The following is a 16,640-nucleotide window of genomic DNA, read 5'->3' on the forward strand; positions in this document are numbered from 1 at the left end:
ATTTCTTCACTTGCCTAGCAGAGGGAACGCCATGGCTCCTGCCTGTACCACAGTCCACCGCCGACGTGCTCCATTGGCCGCCGTCCTGATGCTCAGCCTCCTGCCAGTGTTGTCGCCACATGCCGACGCCGCCCAGGTCCCGTGGCATTCGCGCACGTTCAAATACGTCGCCGACAACAAGGATCTCAAAGAGGTGCTGCGTGATTTGTCCGCCAGCCAGTCCATCGCCACCTGGATCTCGCCAGAAGTCACCGGTACGCTGAGCGGCAAATTCGAAACATCTCCGCAGAAATTCCTCGACGACCTGGCGGCCACCTACGGCTTCGTCTGGTACTACGATGGCGCCGTGCTCAGGATCTGGGGCGCAAACGAATCCAAGAGCGCGACCTTGAGTCTGGGGACCGCATCGACGAAGTCACTGCGCGACGCGCTTGCGCGCATGCGCCTGGACGATCCGCGCTTTCCGGTGCGTTACGACGAGACCGCGCATGTGGCAGTGGTCTCCGGACCGCCAGGGTATGTGGATACCGTTTCGGCGATTGCCAAGCAGGTCGAGCAGGGCGCGCGTCAGCGCGATGCCACCGAAGTGCAGGTGTTTCAGCTGCATTATGCGCAAGCGGCCGACCACACGACGCGCATCGGCGGTCAGGACGTGCAGATTCCAGGCATGGCCAGTCTGTTGCGCAGCATGTACGGCGCACGCGGCGCACCGGTCGCGGCAATACCGGGGCCTGGCGCCAACTTTGGCCGGGTACAGCCGATCGGCGGCGGGTCCTCCAACACATTCGGCAATGCCGCACAGGGGCAAGGCGGCGGAGCCAGCGGCATCCTCGGGCTGCCTTCGTCCTGGTTCGGCGGGGCCTCGTCGTCCGATCGCGTACCGGTCAGCCCGCCGTTGCCCGGCAGTGGAACTGCTGCGACTGCGGGCTCGCCCGCCAGCGTCTGGCCGGAGCTCAGCAAGGGACGGCGCGACGAGTCCAGTCCGATCGACGCCGGTGGCGGCGCGGAGCTGGCCTCCGATGCGCCGGTGATCGAAGCCGATCCGCGCACCAACACCATCCTGATCCGCGATCGACCCGAGCGGATGCAGAGCTATGGCACCCTGATCCAACAGTTGGATAACCGGCCCAAGTTGCTGCAGATCGATGCCACCATCATCGAGATCCGCGATGGCGCCATGCAGGATCTCGGTGTCGACTGGCGCTTCCACAGCCAGCACACGGACATACAGACCGGCAACGGCAGTGGCAGTCAGTTGGGCTTCAACGGCGCATTGAGCGGCGCTGCCACCGATGGCGCGACCACGCCGGCTGGGGGCACCTTGACGGCCGTGCTGGGAGACGCCGGGCGCTACCTGATGACGCGCGTGTCGGCGTTGGAGACGACCAACAAGGCGAAGATCGTGTCTTCGCCCCAGGTTGCGACGCTGGACAACGTCGAGGCGGTCATGGACCACAAGCAACAGGCATTCGTCCGGGTCAGCGGATACGCATCGGCCGATCTTTATAACCTCTCCGCCGGGGTGTCGTTGCGGGTATTGCCCAGCGTGGTGCCAGGCTCGCCGAACGGTCAGATGCGGCTGGATGTGCGTATTGAGGATGGCCAGCTTGGATCCAACACCGTGGACGGCATCCCGGTCATTACCTCCAGCGAGATCACGACCCAGGCCTTCGTCAATGAAGGGCAGAGCCTGCTGATTGCAGGATACGCCTACGATGCCGACGAGACCGATCTGAATGCGGTGCCGGGCCTGTCGAAGATTCCGTTGCTCGGTAACCTGTTCAAGCACCGCCAAAAAAGTGGGTCGCGCATGCAACGGCTGTTTCTGCTGACCCCGCATGTGGTGTCACCCTGATGGATGGTGTGCGAAAAGCCATCGGTGGCAGCTGCGAGTGCCTGATACTCGGTGAATACCAAAGCCCGAATAAGGACGGGATTGTTTGAGAAATCATCAGACGGGCCATGCAATCGGCGTGCGTGTGTAGCGACTCGGAGCGCCCAAGACCACCGCCTGGATGATAGTCGGGCGGCGCTGGGAATCGGTATGTGCCACTCGCACATGCTGGTTTTTATACGTGCCCCAGCCTGTCTGAGCGATCACATGGCAGTCGTGTCGCCTGCGAGAGCGGGTTGCTGGCAGTCAGCTCGGTATCTGGGGTAGACGATGAGGGGCTGTCTATGCCTTGAACTGAGCGCGATTGCGAGCGGGCGCATATCGACGGCCTGAGCCGGCATCATGACGCATGGCCGGTGCGTGGGCGCAGCAGCCTCCAGTCGAGCGACGATGGCGTGATGGTTTGCGATCGCGCGCCGAAAAAAATCACGCCAGCAACGAAGGCTCACTTGAGAAGGCGTCTCCCGGAACAAAAGATCTGGCGATTTAATGACGCTTTGACGCCGGAGGGCGCTGCTCGCATGCCGATGGCTGTCTGTCGGGCACCTGTTGCGCGAAAAAGACAAGCGCGAGAATTGGTAGCGGATGTACGCGGTTACAGCAATGAGAGCGCCTGCAGGCTGGCGCATGAAGCGACAACCTGCAGGCCGTGGCCGGTAGGGGCGACCAACAGTTCGTTACTGCATCGATCCGGTGTCGCTCGCAAGGCTGGTGACGAGGATGCCACCGAAGCCACCACCAAAGCCGCCGCCGAAGCCGCCACCATTCTGCGCCTGGAGAATGTCTCCGACGATATTCATCAGCGCCTGGGTGTATTGCGAGGGGGAGCCGTTGGACTGCCCGGCCTGCCGCGGATTGCCGCCCTGACCGCCAGAGTCACCACCCTGGCCTTGACCCTGACCCTGCTCGGCATTGTTGCTCTGCTGAAGCAGGGCCATGATGAGCTGGGTCAGCAGCTGGTCCAGTTGCTTTTCCGAGATGCCCTGGTTGCCCTGGTTCGGACTAGATTGCGTGTTCTGGCCGGGGTCAACCTGAAAGAAGGACGAGTTGGCGCCGAGCTGTGTGTTCAAAGAATTCATCATGACGATTTCTCTCTGATTAACTGGGATTTGTCTTTCGCTCAACTGCCGGGCGTAAGCAACGGCAGTTGTGGGGCGCGTTTTTCGCCCCGAACGAACAGTAGAAGCGGAAACCCGGTATCGCCAGAAATTTTGCGAAATTGCGCTTGTACGGGCGAAGAAGGCAAGTGAAAAATGTTTTGGGATCGATAAGAAAATCCCGGGTGCGTGGCTGAAGGACGTTTTTTCGCTTGCCTGCTAAGTGTTTCGTCGGCCCTGAGTAAATCACGTACAGGTGGCGTTATGGTGCCGCCGTCGAGCGCTGTGGGTGGTTGCGTGCCGGCGCTCTACTCACCTTGAGACCTGTATTCAATCGAGATCGAGGTAACGGCAAATGAGCGATTCAACGATCGCGTACCAGCATGTCGATCAGCACTCCAATTTGCAGTTGGGGTTCTCGTCCGGGCCTTCGCCAAAACGACGCGTGCGCGCGAAAAGGTCCGGATGTGGTCGTCGGGCAGGAGCTGGTCCGCAGCGTATTTTGTTTGCAGCAGCACTGGCATGCGCGGCGCCTTTCGCACGCGCGGATTGCTTCGAGGAGGCCGCCGGATATCAGCACGTCAACCCTTGGGTGCTGCGTGCCATTGCCTGGCAGGAATCGCGCGGTCGTGCCGACGCAATCCATCGCAACAACAACGGCACGGTTGATTACGGGAAGATGCAGATCAACTCCATCCATCTGCGGCGGTTATCCAGCTACGGAATCTCCAGGGACGCATTGATGCATCCGTGCATCAGTGTGTATGTGGCAGCGTGGCGGTTGCGCGAGATGACCAACAAATACGGAAATACCTGGGCTGCAGTAGGGGCCTACCATTCCGAAACGCCGGGGGAACGCGACAAATATGCGCATGCCATTCACTCGATTCTGCTCAGGCGCGGTGTGATTGCCGAATAGCGCGAGTGCCACTGCAGGCGTGCGTAGGTGCAGCCCAGGTGTGTGGGCAGGCCCGGGCATGAGGTGGCGCAGGATCGTGCAAGGCGGCGACACGCTGATACGAAAATATCTGCGGAAATAGCGCGTTTACCTTGTCGTCGCGCATGCGGTGATTGAAGTGAGGTCAATCTCCGCCGTTCGTCGCCACCTAATGGATCTCAGTATGTGCTGGAGGCTGCGCGTGGAGCCATCACATGGCTGCCGCACACGCACTGCCGGTAATCCGGCAGTGCGTGTGCGGCGGTCGGATGCTGGCCTGACCGACGGCTGCTCGATGGTCACCGCGGCGCGCGGTCACGCTTACTCAGCTTGCGTGCGAGCTGCTTCGGCCTCGCGGACTGCCGCTGCAGCCTGCCAGGTGCCGGCAATGATCTTGTACTGCATGCCGGCGGCCATGCCGGACAACGCATTGGAGAGCAATGCGCTGCGTGCTGGCGACAAACCGAGCCAGGTGCCAATCATGTTGACGGCTGTACCAAATGCGATGCTGGAATTGATGGCGGCGGTGCGCGCGACAGAATGGTCCATGACCCGCTCATAGTCCTCGCGCCTGGCCTTCAAGGTTGGTTCCCAGATCTGCTGCGTACCGACTTCGTCGGCCTCGTGCTGGGTGACATGGAGCCAGTCTGCTGTCTCCAGGCCGACATTCAAGGCCGCGTTCACTGCCGCTTGCCGAAAGACGACGTTGGTCGCCTCTCCCATGTTGAAGGGCGACATCAATCCCGCCCAGCGCTGCCTGGCCGATGCAAAGTCTGGTAACTCCAGCTCATTGGATGCCAGGTTGGTCAGGACGTTGGCCATGCCGTAAAACCTGCCTGCACTGGTGACGTGGGGATCGCTGACGCCACCGTTGGTCGGTGCCCGCATTCCCACCATGCGGAACGTCGCCTGGATGGCATCGCGGGCCGCTGCATAGGGGGCGATCTTGAGCTCACCGGCCAGCACCTGGCCGCCAGCTCCGGTCGGCCGGAGGCCTTGCCTGCAGCGCCTATGGCGATATTGCTCAAGATGCCGGCCAGCGCGAGCCGGGTGACCAGATCCGAGTAATGCTGCTGCTCGCTCCTCTTGTGATGACGTTCGTCTTCGGACAGCGCTTCCCACTGCGCAAGACTAAGGTTGTGAAAGCCTCGGGCGGCGGCGTCGGGGTTGCGGTTCTCGCGGTTGCGCCGCAGCGTATGCAGCGCCAGATGCAGCGCCAGATGCAGCGTACCCGACACCGCCTGCATGGCGACGACCGCTTCGGGTGGGAACTGGCGAGCGTCCCGATTGCAGCGTAAGATCGCTTCGCAGCCAGACGCGTCGATCGGGCGATCATGCGTGATGTGCGGCACGCCGACCCGGCATGGTGCATATGCTGTGCTCAGCTGCCCTTGCAATGACGGCGTGACTTCTTCGCTCGCAATCGAGGCGCCAGGCGTACCTGCTATCCAGCGCCGCCTTGTGGTTTGTATCATCGTCGTCGGCGAGCTTGAAGTTCGCATAAATCCAGGGAATCTGGATGCGCGCCTTGCGAAACGCTCATTCCACATCCGAACAACCAATTCGCGTGTGCGGGCCAAATATGTTTGGTGCCGCGGCCGTCTTCGCACGGCCGAAGACAGGCGTGCGCGTCCTGGCAGCGTCGCGCGATGCATCAGTGGGGCCGACGCCGGCGCTCTGGTGCGGATCGATGGCGGTGTGGCGGGGTTCGCTTGTTTGAGCGATCGTCCGGGGCGCGTGGTGCGGACCTGCAAAGCAGGTGGCTGCATGAGATCGCTAAGCCAGCAAGCTGCCATCCCGCCAAGTTTTCAGACTTCCAAGGGATATCGAAGCCCAAAGGGTTCAAGGCGAGTCGATTCGTCTGCAGCCGGCCCACTACATAATGCAGTGCTGCTGTTGGCAGCAAACCAGACGCGTATCTTCAGCGTTGCCTGCGCAATGGGGTAAGGCGTCTAGGCTTACATTGCACCCGGCCGGGTGGGCTCAGCTTATCGCTACGCGGGTTATCCGAGTCGCCGGTAAGTGGCCCGGAAGTCTGGGCCGCCGCTGCATAAGTGCCAGATCGTAGATCGATATGCTTTATAAACGGGCCTGGTGCTTAGCATTGGAAGCGTTCCGCAGGCCCCCTTATTCAGAGCATTCGGCCCGCCGCAGGGTGAGTGCGACGAACCGATGCCGTTTAGGGGGCGCAGCGTTTGGAGTGGCGCTCCGCGCATTGCGGATGACGTACCGCGATGCCATCGGTGCAAAGGTTGGCAGCAGCCGGGGCGATGTGCCAACTTCCACATCAGATCAAAGCATGTCCGGCGGCGGTGCGGTGGCCTTGGAGTGCTGCTTGCCGCGTGCATGTTCGATGGCAGTGCGCAGCTTGCGCGCAGCTCCGGTCACGGCAGAGGCCGTCGTTTCGGCGCTATTGGTGGCTGCAATCGGCGGCAGGCCGGCGACGTGCGCTTCGATGCTGCAGGTTCGATCCGCCGCGCCGCCGCGCTGGCCGTTCTCATCACGCAAATGCACGTCCACCCGGGTGATGTCGCTGGCGAAATGCGCCAGCTGGGCGGTGCAGGTCTTTTCGACATGCGCCACAACAGACGGATCGTGCGGCACGTGCTTGTCGGTCTGGATCTGAATCTGCATAGAGGATCTCCTTCGCGGTCATCCGCTGCGTCTGCCGCAGCGGTGGCTTGATTCTGCGTCAGCGGCGTGTTGTCGCAAAGTGACAACGCGGCATGCCCATTCATGCGCTAGCAGGGTCCTCCGCCGCCATCGCCGCGGTGCAGCGAGATCGTCCGATCGGTTCGCGGACGCAGACTGCCGCGGCTGAATCATCGGCGCCGGGCGATCGGCTCGATCAAGGGCGGTGCCTTAAGATGCCGGCACCCGCGGTTGCCCGCGCCTGTTCGATGCCTGCCTGTGTCCGAATTCCGATTTACCTGTGGTGCCCGCCAGGGCTTGTTGCGGCGTCTATTGTTGCTGGCCGCGCTGTGGATGGTTTGTATTGGCACGGCTGTGGCCCAGGACGAGGACACGGTGCTGGAGACCGCGCAGATCCAACTGGACAGCATGCAAAAGGTGCTGACCCAAGCCGAAGCGGGGATGGAAAAATCCGACACCGACCAGTTGCGCAAGCTGGCTGACGATGTCACCGGCGCGCAGCGCCAGGCCCAGGATCTGGCGCGCTCGCTGGAGCCTCCGTTGAAGGAGCTGTCTGTCCGGCTGGCCGGGCTTGGCGAAGAGCAGAAGACCGACCCACCAGATCTACGCGACCAACGCCGCGCGCTCACGCGCGAGCGCAACGGACTGGATGCCGAGCTCAAGCGGGCGAACCTGCTGGCACTGGATGCCAAGGATCTCGCCGACCGGCTCGAAGGCGAGCGCGCCCAGCGCTTCAGCGAGAAGCTCTCCGCGCGCGCTGCCTCGCCGCTGTCGCCCGCGTTGTGGAATGAGATCGCGCAGGAATGGCCCGACGACCGCACGCGCCTGCAGGCGCTGTCCGACAAGGCCGTACAGGCGATGCGCACCGGCACAGCGACCAACGGTATCGCCGGTCTGGTGATCGGGACGCTGGCGGCATTGATGCTGGCATTTCCGTTGCGCATCTTCCTGCGTCATCTGGGGCGGCGGTATGCGGCCTCGCGTGCGCCCGGCGGCCGCTTGCGGCGCTCCGGCCTTGCACTGTGGTTCTTGTTGGTCGGCACCCTGACGCTGGGCATGGCGGCATGGCGGCATGGGCATTGGCCGAGAGCGTCCGCGCACTGAGTGAGCTGCCGACGGATCTGGAGCAGCTGCTGAGTGCATTTGTAGTGATCAGTTGCGTGTCGGCCTTCGTCGGTTCGCTCAGCGCCAGCCTGTTGATGAAGCACCAGCCCACCTGGCGTCTGTTCCCGTTGGACGATGCAACCGTCGATCGTTTGCGCGTGCATTGTCTTGCCACGGCGGCGGTGAGCTGGTTTAGCGGTATGGCGATCAGAATCAACGACGTGGCGCGCAGCAGCGGCGCATTGACGATCGCTACCGATGCGGTTGCGGCGCTGTTGTATGCGGGATTGATTCTGTCGGCACTGGCTGGCCTGACCCTGTCGTTGCGCGCTCATGCCGCAAACGTGGGTGCGGCCGATGCGGACAGCAGCGCACCGCCGCCGGTGGTGTCGCGTGGCGGCGGTTACATCGTGTTGATCCGTCTGCTGGGCCATCTGGCAGTGATCTTCGCGTTGGTGGCGGCCCTGTTCGGCTACATCAATCTGGCACTGTTCGTCGAGCAGCAGATCATCTGGATCACCCTGGTGTGCAGCGTGCTCGCGCTACTGGTGATGTTTGCCGACGACCTGACGACCTGGGTGTTCAAGCCGGAGAGCCGTTTCAGCCGTGCGCTGTCGCATGCACTGAATGTCGGCAGCGGGCGGTTGGTGCAGGTGGGATTATTGATCTCTGCGGCAGTACGCGTGCTGCTGGTGCTGCTGGGTATTGCCGCGCTGGTGACGCCGTACGGCGCCAACCTCGCCGCAGTGACCGGCTGGTTGGAAAACGTTTCGCACGGTATTGCAATTGGCAAGGAACTTGTCATCACGCCCGGCGACGTGGCCAGGGCGCTGTGCGTGTTCCTGCTCGGCATGGGCCTGGTCCATATCGTGCAGAAGTGGCTGCTCAATACCTATCTGCCCAAGACCGAACTGGATGCGGGAGCGCGGAATTCGATCAGCACGGTGGCGCGCTATCTGGGTTGGCTGATCGTGGCAGTGTGGGGGCTCACGGCGCTGGGTCTGGATTTGAAGCGATTGGCGCTGGTATTGAGCGCACTGTCGGTGGGTATCGGTTTCGGTCTGCAGGCGATTACGCAGAACTTCGTGTCGGGATTGATCTTGCTGGCCGAGCGGCCGGTGAAGATCGGCGATTGGGTGCGTATCGGCGATCAGGAAGGCGACGTGCGCAGGATCAGCGTGCGTGCGACCGAAATCCAGGTGGGCGACCGCTCCACGTTGATCGTGCCCAATTCGGAGTTGATCACCAAGAGTGTGCGCAACATGACGCTGTCCAATCCGATGGGCCGTGTGCAGTTGCAGTTCTCGGTGCCGCTGGAAACCGACGTGGCCAAGGTGCGCGACATGTTGCTGGCCTTGTTTGCCGAGCACGAGAAGGTGCTGGCCGAACCGGCGCCATCGGTGTTCATCGATTCGCTGGCCGGCGGGCACGTCAATTTCAATTCGTTCGCCTACGTGAGCAGCCCGCGCGATTCCTATGGCGTGCGCAGCCAGTTGTTCTTCGCGCTGCTGCAGCGCATGGCGACGGTGGGCATTGCGTTGCAGTCGCCGCAGGAGATCCGTTTCAGTCGTGCAGGTGCAGCCGTGGCGCGCGAGGCGGGAGAGGGTGCGCCTGCGTCCGATGACTGAGCTGGCGAGGTCTGCCAGGGCTGCGCAACGGCGAGTCGATCTGCTTGCGCTGATTGCGCAACCATGCCTGACTATCGCTGGATGCATCTGGGCGCATCAGGAGCGATCCGCCACCGGGATGTCCTTGACCAAGGCCAGGTCGTCCACGCTGACGTCTTCGGTGTAGTCCAGCCAGGCGCGGATCTCCAGGTCTTCCACCGCATGTTCCAGGCCCACCGGCATGCGCGCCCGGCGGCGTCGGGCACGACCCATTGCTGTGCCAGCACGACCTTGCGTTCGGAGGACACCGCTTCCACCCAGAACGCGCGCGTGGGCCGGCGCTTGGCGTAGAGCTCGAGCATGTAGCGGCCGGCATCGGTCTTGCGCGCTGCCTGGGTGAGCATGATGGGCTGGCGCACGCGTGGACGCGGGCCCTGCTGGGTGGCCTCCAGCGGCGCGTCGATGGCGATGCCGCGGGCGAGGTCCGGGTCGCGATACAGCTTCATGCTCTGGTGGCGGTCCACCACCAGTGCGCACCAGTCGCCATCGGCCGAGCCGTCTTCGAACGCCGTGCAGCGATCCACATAGGCCAGCGTGCCCTTGGAACGCGTGCGGTCGAACTGACGCGAGGTGTTTTCCAGGTACACCGTTTTCAGGTTGGTGTCCCTGTCGTATTCCAGCAGCACCGGTGGGCGCACCTGTTGCACGCCGACCACCACATCGCCATTGCCATTGATGCGCAGCATGCGCGTACTGCGCCCGGTCCACAGCGTGCGCGCGTAGGCCAGATAGCGCGGATAGTCCCTGCCGCTGTCGCGGCTGGCGGCCGCGCTGGCACTGGGTGGGGCATCGCTGGCCAGCAACGAGCGGCCAAAGCCCAGCGTGCGCATGCCAGGTTCCAGCAACTGCAGCAGCGTTGCGCCCGAATCGAGCGTGCTGCCCGCGCGCGTGACGACCTGTTGTGGCGCAATGTCCTTGCCCAGGAACAGCAGCAGGTTCTCGCGCTTCTGCTTGGCCAATACGTCGCTCAGGTCGTTGGGCATGGCCAGATGATCGGAGGCGATGACGATGATGGTGTTGTTGCCATACCGGCTGTTGCGGATGCGCGCGACCAGTTCGCCGATCAAACGGTCGCTGCATTTGATTGCATGCAGCAGACCGATATCGCCCAGTGGGCTGTCGTACTGCTGGCCCTTGCACGCCAATGGCAGGTGGCCGGCCGGATGGTGGGTGTCCATGGTCAGCGTGGTCAACAGGAAGGGTTGGCCGGCACGCGACAGCGTCTGGAAGGTATCCCAGGCATCGTCCAGCAGGACATCGTCGTGCACCCCCCATGCGGAAAAATGCTTCGGCGCGACACCTTGGTCTTGGAAATAGTGCACGTCATGCACCACGTCGAAGCCATGGCTGGACAGGAAACGGCCCTTGCCGGCGAAGCTGGCATCGGCACCGCCCACGTAATGATTGCGGTAGCCCTGGTCCTTGAGGTAATCGCCCAGGCAGCGGGCTTCGGGCAGGAACATGCCCATGCGATCCATGCTGTTTTCATCGCCCGGCGCGGTGGTGAGCGGCACGCCGCACATCGAGGCGACCATGCCGGCGATGGTCCAGCCGCTGCCTTCGGTGGAGGCGAGATTGCGCACGTCCACCGCTTCGGTCGCAAGCGCGCGCAAATTGGGCATCAGGCCTGGAAACACCTGTGCGTCGAAGTAGGTGCGCTCCAGGCTTTCGCCGTAGATCCAGACGATGTTCTTGCGCTTGTGCAGCGGTTGCTGCGGCACTTGGTATTCCGGCACCACGGTGGCGTAATCGACCGGGCGCAGCTGGTAGTACAGGCGTTTGCCATCGCGATACAGCGGGCTTGCGGCGATGCCGACCAGCAACATGCCCACGAAGCCTGCGAACACGGCGCCGCCACCACGCGGACGCTGGAAGCGTCGTATCCGCACCAGCAACAGCGGGCTCAGCGAGAGCAACAGCATGCCGACGAAAACCGCGATATAGCCGGAAAAATCGCTCACGCCGGCGCCGTCCATGTCGGCGCGCAGGTGATACAGCGTGGCTGCATTGATGCCGTCGCCGCTGAGCCGGTCGACCAATCCCCAGGCGCTGAGCAGCAGCAGAAAGAGCGACAACAGGCCAGCCTTGAGCCATGCCAGACGCGGAGAGGCGACCAATAGCCACAGCAAGAGCAACAACGAAACCAACAACATCCAATGCATGCGCAGCGTCCGTGGGGGAATGATGCGAGCGCGTACCGGACGCCTTGCTCGCCATGTCCTGTGCGCCACCTGCCATGTGACACCCGGATGACGGACTATGCCGCGCCCAAGCTGACTGAAATGTTTGTTGTGGCCAAGACCCGGCGTGACCTCTGGCCCCGCATCGCCGGACAGCGGTTACGCATAGCCACGTACCAAGCCGCGCGGCGCTGCTGAAACGCAGGTGGCGCCAAGATGCATTGCGCCCATGCGTGATAGTGGTTGCGCTCGCTGCGGCGTTGCCACCCCTAGCGAGAAGATGTGCGCAAGCGATGGTGCGCGCAGGACGCTTGCAATCAGTTGCACCGAGCACGATGCAACGCGCGCGATGGTCACAAACACCTGACTACGGGGCACCAAGGCGCCCACATGCTGCAGCTGGTCCTGACGACTAGCGGTGCCCGCGCTCTTCGCGCGCACGCACGCGGCGGTCGAACAGCAGCGCACTGACCACGATGCCCAGGCCCAGTACAACCCCGAGCAGGAACAGCACCATCGCAATGGCCGGATAGCCCCACAGCTTCAAGCCGGTTTCGATGCGCATCATCTGCGCCGAGGCCATGATCAGCGCGGCCGTGACGATGCCCGCCGCAACGCGGTTGGCGATCTTCTGCAGGCTTTCCATCAGGTGCGATTCTTCCAGCCCGGTGACGCGCATCTGCAGGCGGTTTTCCGCAGCCAGCGACAGGATCTCGGACATGCGGCGCGGTCCTTCGCGCACCAGATGCTGCAGTTCCATCGCCTCGCTGGCCAGGTTGGCGGCGGACAGGGACTTCTTCAGGCGCGCGCGCATCACGTGCTGCAGATGGCGCTCGACGATGCGGCGCGTATCCAGCGTAGGCGACAACGCGCGGCACACGCCCTCCAGGTTCAGCAAGGTCTTGCCGAGCAGGCTCAACTCCGGCGGCGTCCGCAGGCCGGTCGAGGTGGCGATGCGCACCAGATCCAGCACCACCCGGCCTTCGGAGGTGGCATCGTGCGCTGCGTAGCGCGCGATCATCTGCCCGGTTTCGCGCTGGTAGCGCTCTTCGTCGTAATCCTCCAGCCGCGTGCTCAGCGCAATGGTCTCTTCGGCCACTTCCTCGCCGCGCCCATCGACCGCGGCAAACAGCAACTTGAGCAGGCGCTCGCGCAGGCGCGGCGGCACATGCGCCACCATGCCCAGATCGAAGATGGCCAGGCGCCCGTCCTGCAGCACGCGCAAATTGCCCGGATGCGGGTCGGCATGGATTTCGCCATGCACGAACATCTGGTCCAGATACCCTTTGACCAGTTCCGCGGCCAGCTCGTCCATGGGCTGTTCGGTGCGGCGCAGGCCGGAGATCTTGTCCACGCGCACGCCTTCGGCCAGCTGCATCGTCAGCACCTTGCGGCTGCTCAGGTCCCACACCGGCTGCGGCACCCACAGCAAGGGGAACGGCTTGAGGTGCTTGCCGAAGCGCGCCAGGGTTTCGGCTTCGTCTTCGTAGTTGAGCTCGGCGCGCAGGGTCTTGCCGAATTCGCCCAGCCAGTCGGCAAAGCGCACACGCCGGCCGATGCCGGTCAGGCGGTCGGCGGCGGTGGCGAAGCTCTTGAGCACGTCCAGATCCGAACGCACCTGCGCGGCCACTTCGGGTTTCTGCACCTTGATCGCCACTGGCGTGCCGTCGCGTAGCGCAGCGCGGTGCACCTGCGCCAGCGAGGCGCAGCCCAATGGGACCGGGTCGAAGAACGAGAACGCCTTGTTGACCGAGACCCCGAGCTCTTCTTCGATGATCTGGCGGATGCGCTCCACCGGCACCGAGCTGGTGTTCTCCTGCATGCGCTCCAGCGCGGTGGCAAATTCCGGCGGCACGATGTCCGGCCGGGTCGACAGCATCTGTCCCAATTTGACGAAGGTGGGCCCGAGCGATTCCAGGTCTGAGACGAACTGGTCCGGGGTGCCTTCTGCGGGCACCTCGTATTCGTTGATGGCCGCCGGGTCCAGGTTCATGCCAGCGAACACGCCCGAGCCGCGATAGCGCAACAACAAGCGCAGGATCTGCGTGCGCCGGCTCATGCCGCCAACCACGGCATGATCTGCCGGGCTTGGGGCCGGGGCGCGGTGCGGGTCGTTCTGACTCAAGGCCATCTCCGGGGCGTCATGCAGGCGGCGAGTGTGGCCAGCGACGGGTCGTCGCGTAGTGAATCCGCGCGCTCCCGCACACCGCAGGCAAACCTGCCCAAGGCGAGTACGAACGGCCGCAAGCGCAGGCGCGGCGGTGCCTGCATCGCCCCGCCAACAGCATGCAACGACCGCGCAATGGCCGCTCATCACCCCACGCAGGTGCGGGATCGGCGAGAATTTGCGACCACCCTAGAAGGACCTTGCGCATGGCCGGTGCCAGCCTGTTCACCCTGCTCGACGACATCGCCACGCTGTTGGACGACGTTTCCATCCTGACCAAGGTTGCGGCCAAGAAGACCGCAGGCGTGTTGGGCGACGATCTGGCGCTCAATGCGCAGCAGGTCACCGGCGTCACGGCCGACCGCGAACTGCCGGTGGTGTGGGCCGTGGCCAAGGGCTCGCTGGTCAACAAGATGATCCTGGTGCCGGCGGCGTTGGCGATCAGCGCGCTGGAAGCGTGGCTGCGCGGGCGCGGCTACAACGTCCCGTTGGTCATGCCGCTGATGATGATCGGTGGCGCCTACCTGTGCTTCGAGGGCGTGGAAAAGCTGGCGCACAAGTTTCTGCACAACGATGAGCAGGAAGCGCAGCGGCATGCCGAACGCACCCGCGCGCTGGCCGACCAGAACGTGGACGTGGTGGCGCTGGAAAAGGACAAGGTCAAGGGCGCGATCCGCACCGATTTCATCCTCTCGGCGGAGATCATCGTGCTCTCGCTGGGCGTGGTCTCGGAGGTGTCCTTCGGGCAGCAGGTGGCGGTGCTGGTGGCCATTGCGCTGGCGATGACCATCGGCGTCTACGGCGTGGTCGCCGCGATCGTGAAGCTGGACGACCTGGGCCTGTACCTGACCAGGAAGGGCGCCGCGCTGGCGGCCCTGGGTCGCGGCATCCTGGTGGCGGCGCCGTGGTTGATGAAGTTCCTGTCGGTGGCCGGCACGCTGGCGATGTTCCTGGTCGGCGGTGGCATCCTGGTGCACAACATCCCGGCGCTGCATCACCTGGTGGTGGACCTGGCCAAGTCGTCCGGCAGCATGGGCTGGCTGGTCGAAGCGCTGGGCAACATGCTGGTCGGCGTGGTCGCCGGTGCGCTCGTGCTGGGCGCGGTGATGCTGTTTCAGAAGCTGCGCGGGAGCAAGCCCGCGCATTGATGCGCGGCGAGCCGCCAGACAAGCCAGCACGGTAAACACCGCGCGGCGATTGCTCGGGCGCACCGGGGTTCGCCGCCGGTCTAATCGGCGTTGATCACCCGGTTCTTGCCGGCGGCCTTGGCGTCGTACATGGCGCGGTCTGCGCGGCGGATGACCTCGTCCTGGGTCTCGTCGGTCCCGCGTAGCGCCACGCCGGCGCTGAAGCTGATGAACACGCGCACGTCGTCATGCAGCAGCGAGCGCTGCGACAGTGCGCGTTGCAGACGGATCACTGCCGCACTGGCCTCGAAAATGGTCGAGTCCGGCAGCAGCAGGACGAATTCCTCGCCACCGAAGCGGGCGATGGCGTCGGTGGTGCGCAGCACGCCCTTGGCCACCTCCACGGTATGGCGCAGCGCGGCGTCGCCGCCGGCATGGCCGTGGGTCTCATTGAGGCGGCGGAAGTCGTCCAGGTCCAGCATCGCCACGCACAAGGGCTGGCCACTGCGCTGGGTGCGCACAGCCTCACGCTGGAACAGTTCTTCGAAGCCGCGCCGGTTGAGCGCACCGGTGAGTTGGTCTTCGCGCACCAGGCCGGCGACGTCCTTGAGCTCCTGTTCGAGCGAGGCGATGCGCTGTTCGGAATCTTCCACCTGCCGGCGTGCCGCGAGCAGTTCGTCGCGCGCCGCCAGGGCCTGCGCCTGCACGCCGGCGGTGTCCTGCAGCAGATCCTGCAGCAGCCGGTTGAGATCGGGAATGCCGCGCGCCTCGCCAATCGCCTGCGAATACCCGGCAACGCGGTCGTGGTATTCGCCAGTGCTCGTGGCCATGCCGTCCAGCCGGTCGACGAAGGACACCATCATTTCGCGCATGGCGGTCTTGGACTCGGCGATCCCCTGCTTGAGCAGACCCTGCTTGTAGGTCACCTCGCGCAAGGTGCCGCGTGCCTGTTCGATGGAACTGACGTCCAGCGGGCCGGAAATCAGTTGCCGCACCACCGTGATCTGTCCCTGCAACCAGCTGCGATCGTCGAGGAGTTCGCCGACGTTCTCCAGCAATAGGTCGAACAAACCCAATAACAGGTTCTGTTGTTCGCTGGCATCTTCGGCGCGCAGGCCGATCTGGTGGCTGAGTTCGCGCAGGCGTTGTTCCAGCGTGATCAGCTCGTGTCCCGGGCGCCAGTGGCGCAGTGCCGATGCCAGCGTTTGCGCCTCTTCGGCGAGCTCGGGGCTGCGTTGCAGCAGCGTGGCCAGGGCATTGCCCAGCGCGTGGCGCAGCAGGTCGCGCAGTTGCTCGGCCTCCGTGCGGCCTTCGGCCAGCGAATCGCCGATGTCGATGGTGCGGATGTATTTGTCGATGAGTTGTCGCAACGCACGGCCATAGCCGGGCCAATCGCCGGCCGCATACGCCGCGCTCAGGCGCACGCCCATGTCGCCGAGCTCGCCATGCAGGCTGGCGATGCCTTCGGCGAACGCGAGCAGCAGCGCTTCGGGATGCGCGGCATGCGAGAACAGCCGTATCAGCAATGCAGTGGCAGCGGCCGGGTCGTGTGCGCCGGACTTGGCCTTGGCCGGCACCAGCTGGTGCGCGGCCAGGCCGTGACCGCCGCGCTCGCCATTGATCACCGTCGGCAGGGCAGCGGCAGGGCGCGCGGTGTCCGTGCCGCCCCAGGGCAACAGGCGGCGCAGCCCGCCACGGGGGCGGCTTGGGTGTTCGGGCTGGTCTGCCATGCGCCAGGGTCTCGAGAGGTCTTGTGCTAACGCTCGATATCGGCCCGCAGCAGGGGCGCTTGAGCAAGCCGGGCCATAGCGCGCG

The 16,640-nt window shown here is 64.2% G+C and carries 9 protein-coding genes and 2 pseudogenes; 5 read left to right on the forward strand and 6 right to left on the reverse strand.

All coding sequences use genetic code 11. The features are described from left to right. Positions 1-31: 31 nt before the first annotated feature. Positions 32-1,855, forward strand: a complete 1,824-nt coding sequence (gene sctC / locus EO156_RS02345; RefSeq protein ID WP_016851246.1) for a type III secretion system outer membrane ring subunit SctC — start codon at positions 32-34, stop codon at positions 1,853-1,855. A 716-nt stretch (positions 1,856-2,571) separates the two neighbouring features. On the opposite strand, the gene xopA is transcribed toward sctC, so the two are convergent. After that, entirely contained in the window at positions 2,572-2,973 is a 402-nt protein-coding gene (xopA, locus tag EO156_RS02350) for a XopA/Hpa1 family type III secretion system protein (RefSeq protein ID WP_016851247.1), read from the reverse strand. Positions 2,974-3,346: 373 nt separating this feature from the next. Between xopA and EO156_RS02355 the strand changes: the two genes are divergently transcribed. Next, entirely contained in the window at positions 3,347-3,910 is a 564-nt protein-coding gene (locus EO156_RS02355) for a lytic transglycosylase domain-containing protein (protein ID WP_016851248.1), read from the forward strand. 339 nt (positions 3,911-4,249) lie between these two features. Here the strand turns inward: EO156_RS02355 and EO156_RS02360 are convergent, their stop codons facing one another. Then, positions 4,250-4,894, reverse strand: a complete 645-nt coding sequence (locus EO156_RS02360) for a hypothetical protein (protein ID WP_016851249.1) — start codon at positions 4,892-4,894, stop codon at positions 4,250-4,252. A gap of 101 nt (positions 4,895-4,995) precedes the next feature. On the opposite strand from EO156_RS02360, the gene EO156_RS24260 reads away from it, so the two are divergent. Continuing rightward, on the forward strand, positions 4,996-5,226 hold the full coding sequence (locus EO156_RS24260) for a hypothetical protein (RefSeq protein WP_016851250.1): 231 nt from the start codon (positions 4,996-4,998) through the stop codon (positions 5,224-5,226). Between the two features lie 994 nt (positions 5,227-6,220). Here the strand turns inward: EO156_RS24260 and EO156_RS02365 are convergent. Then, positions 6,221-6,562: an HPF/RaiA family ribosome-associated protein gene (locus EO156_RS02365; RefSeq protein ID WP_005912682.1), complete on the reverse strand. Its 342-nt coding sequence runs from the start codon at positions 6,560-6,562 to the stop codon at positions 6,221-6,223. Between the two features lie 351 nt (positions 6,563-6,913). Between EO156_RS02365 and EO156_RS02370 the strand changes: the two are divergent. Then, positions 6,914-9,312: pseudogene (locus tag EO156_RS02370) on the forward strand (DUF3772 domain-containing protein). A 96-nt stretch (positions 9,313-9,408) separates the two neighbouring features. On the opposite strand, the pseudogene EO156_RS02375 reads toward EO156_RS02370, so the two are convergent. Both EO156_RS02375 and EO156_RS02385 read right to left on the reverse strand, forming a co-directional pair. Then, positions 9,409-11,513: pseudogene (locus EO156_RS02375) on the reverse strand (phosphoglycerol transferase I). Between the two features lie 430 nt (positions 11,514-11,943). Continuing rightward, positions 11,944-13,845: an ABC transporter substrate-binding protein gene (locus EO156_RS02385; RefSeq protein WP_016851252.1), complete on the reverse strand. Its 1,902-nt coding sequence runs from the start codon at positions 13,843-13,845 to the stop codon at positions 11,944-11,946. A gap of 59 nt (positions 13,846-13,904) precedes the next feature. Here EO156_RS02385 and EO156_RS02395 point away from each other — a divergent pair, with 59 nt between their 5' ends. Continuing rightward, the gene (locus EO156_RS02395) at positions 13,905-14,846 is read left to right on the forward strand and encodes a DUF808 domain-containing protein (RefSeq protein WP_016851253.1); all 942 of its coding nucleotides are present in this window, start codon (positions 13,905-13,907) and stop codon (positions 14,844-14,846) included. A gap of 80 nt (positions 14,847-14,926) precedes the next feature. Here EO156_RS02395 and EO156_RS02400 read toward each other — a convergent pair whose 3' ends face one another. Next, on the reverse strand, positions 14,927-16,555 hold the full coding sequence (locus tag EO156_RS02400) for a GGDEF domain-containing protein (protein WP_005928383.1): 1,629 nt from the start codon (positions 16,553-16,555) through the stop codon (positions 14,927-14,929). Positions 16,556-16,640 lie beyond the last annotated feature (85 nt).

Origin of the sequence: Xanthomonas sp. DAR33341, from assembly GCF_003992815.1 — a bacterium.
Lineage (GTDB): Bacteria > Pseudomonadota > Gammaproteobacteria > Xanthomonadales > Xanthomonadaceae > Xanthomonas > Xanthomonas cissicola.

What these genes read in the sequence shown, in the direction of transcription:
- EO156_RS02395 (WP_016851253.1), top strand. Translation starts at nt 13,905, where the DNA reads ATGGCCGGTGCCAGCCTGTTCACCCTGCTCGACGACATCGCCACGCTG.
- EO156_RS02385 (WP_016851252.1), bottom strand. Translation starts at nt 13,845, where the DNA reads ATGAGCGGCCATTGCGCGGTCGTTGCATGCTGTTGGCGGGGCGATGCA.
- EO156_RS02355 (WP_016851248.1), top strand. Translation starts at nt 3,347, where the DNA reads ATGAGCGATTCAACGATCGCGTACCAGCATGTCGATCAGCACTCCAAT.
- sctC (WP_016851246.1), top strand. Translation starts at nt 32, where the DNA reads ATGGCTCCTGCCTGTACCACAGTCCACCGCCGACGTGCTCCATTGGCC.
- xopA (WP_016851247.1), bottom strand. Translation starts at nt 2,973, where the DNA reads ATGAATTCTTTGAACACACAGCTCGGCGCCAACTCGTCCTTCTTTCAG.
- EO156_RS02365 (WP_005912682.1), bottom strand. Translation starts at nt 6,562, where the DNA reads ATGCAGATTCAGATCCAGACCGACAAGCACGTGCCGCACGATCCGTCT.
- EO156_RS24260 (WP_016851250.1), top strand. Translation starts at nt 4,996, where the DNA reads ATGCTGCTGCTCGCTCCTCTTGTGATGACGTTCGTCTTCGGACAGCGC.
- EO156_RS02400 (WP_005928383.1), bottom strand. Translation starts at nt 16,555, where the DNA reads ATGGCAGACCAGCCCGAACACCCAAGCCGCCCCCGTGGCGGGCTGCGC.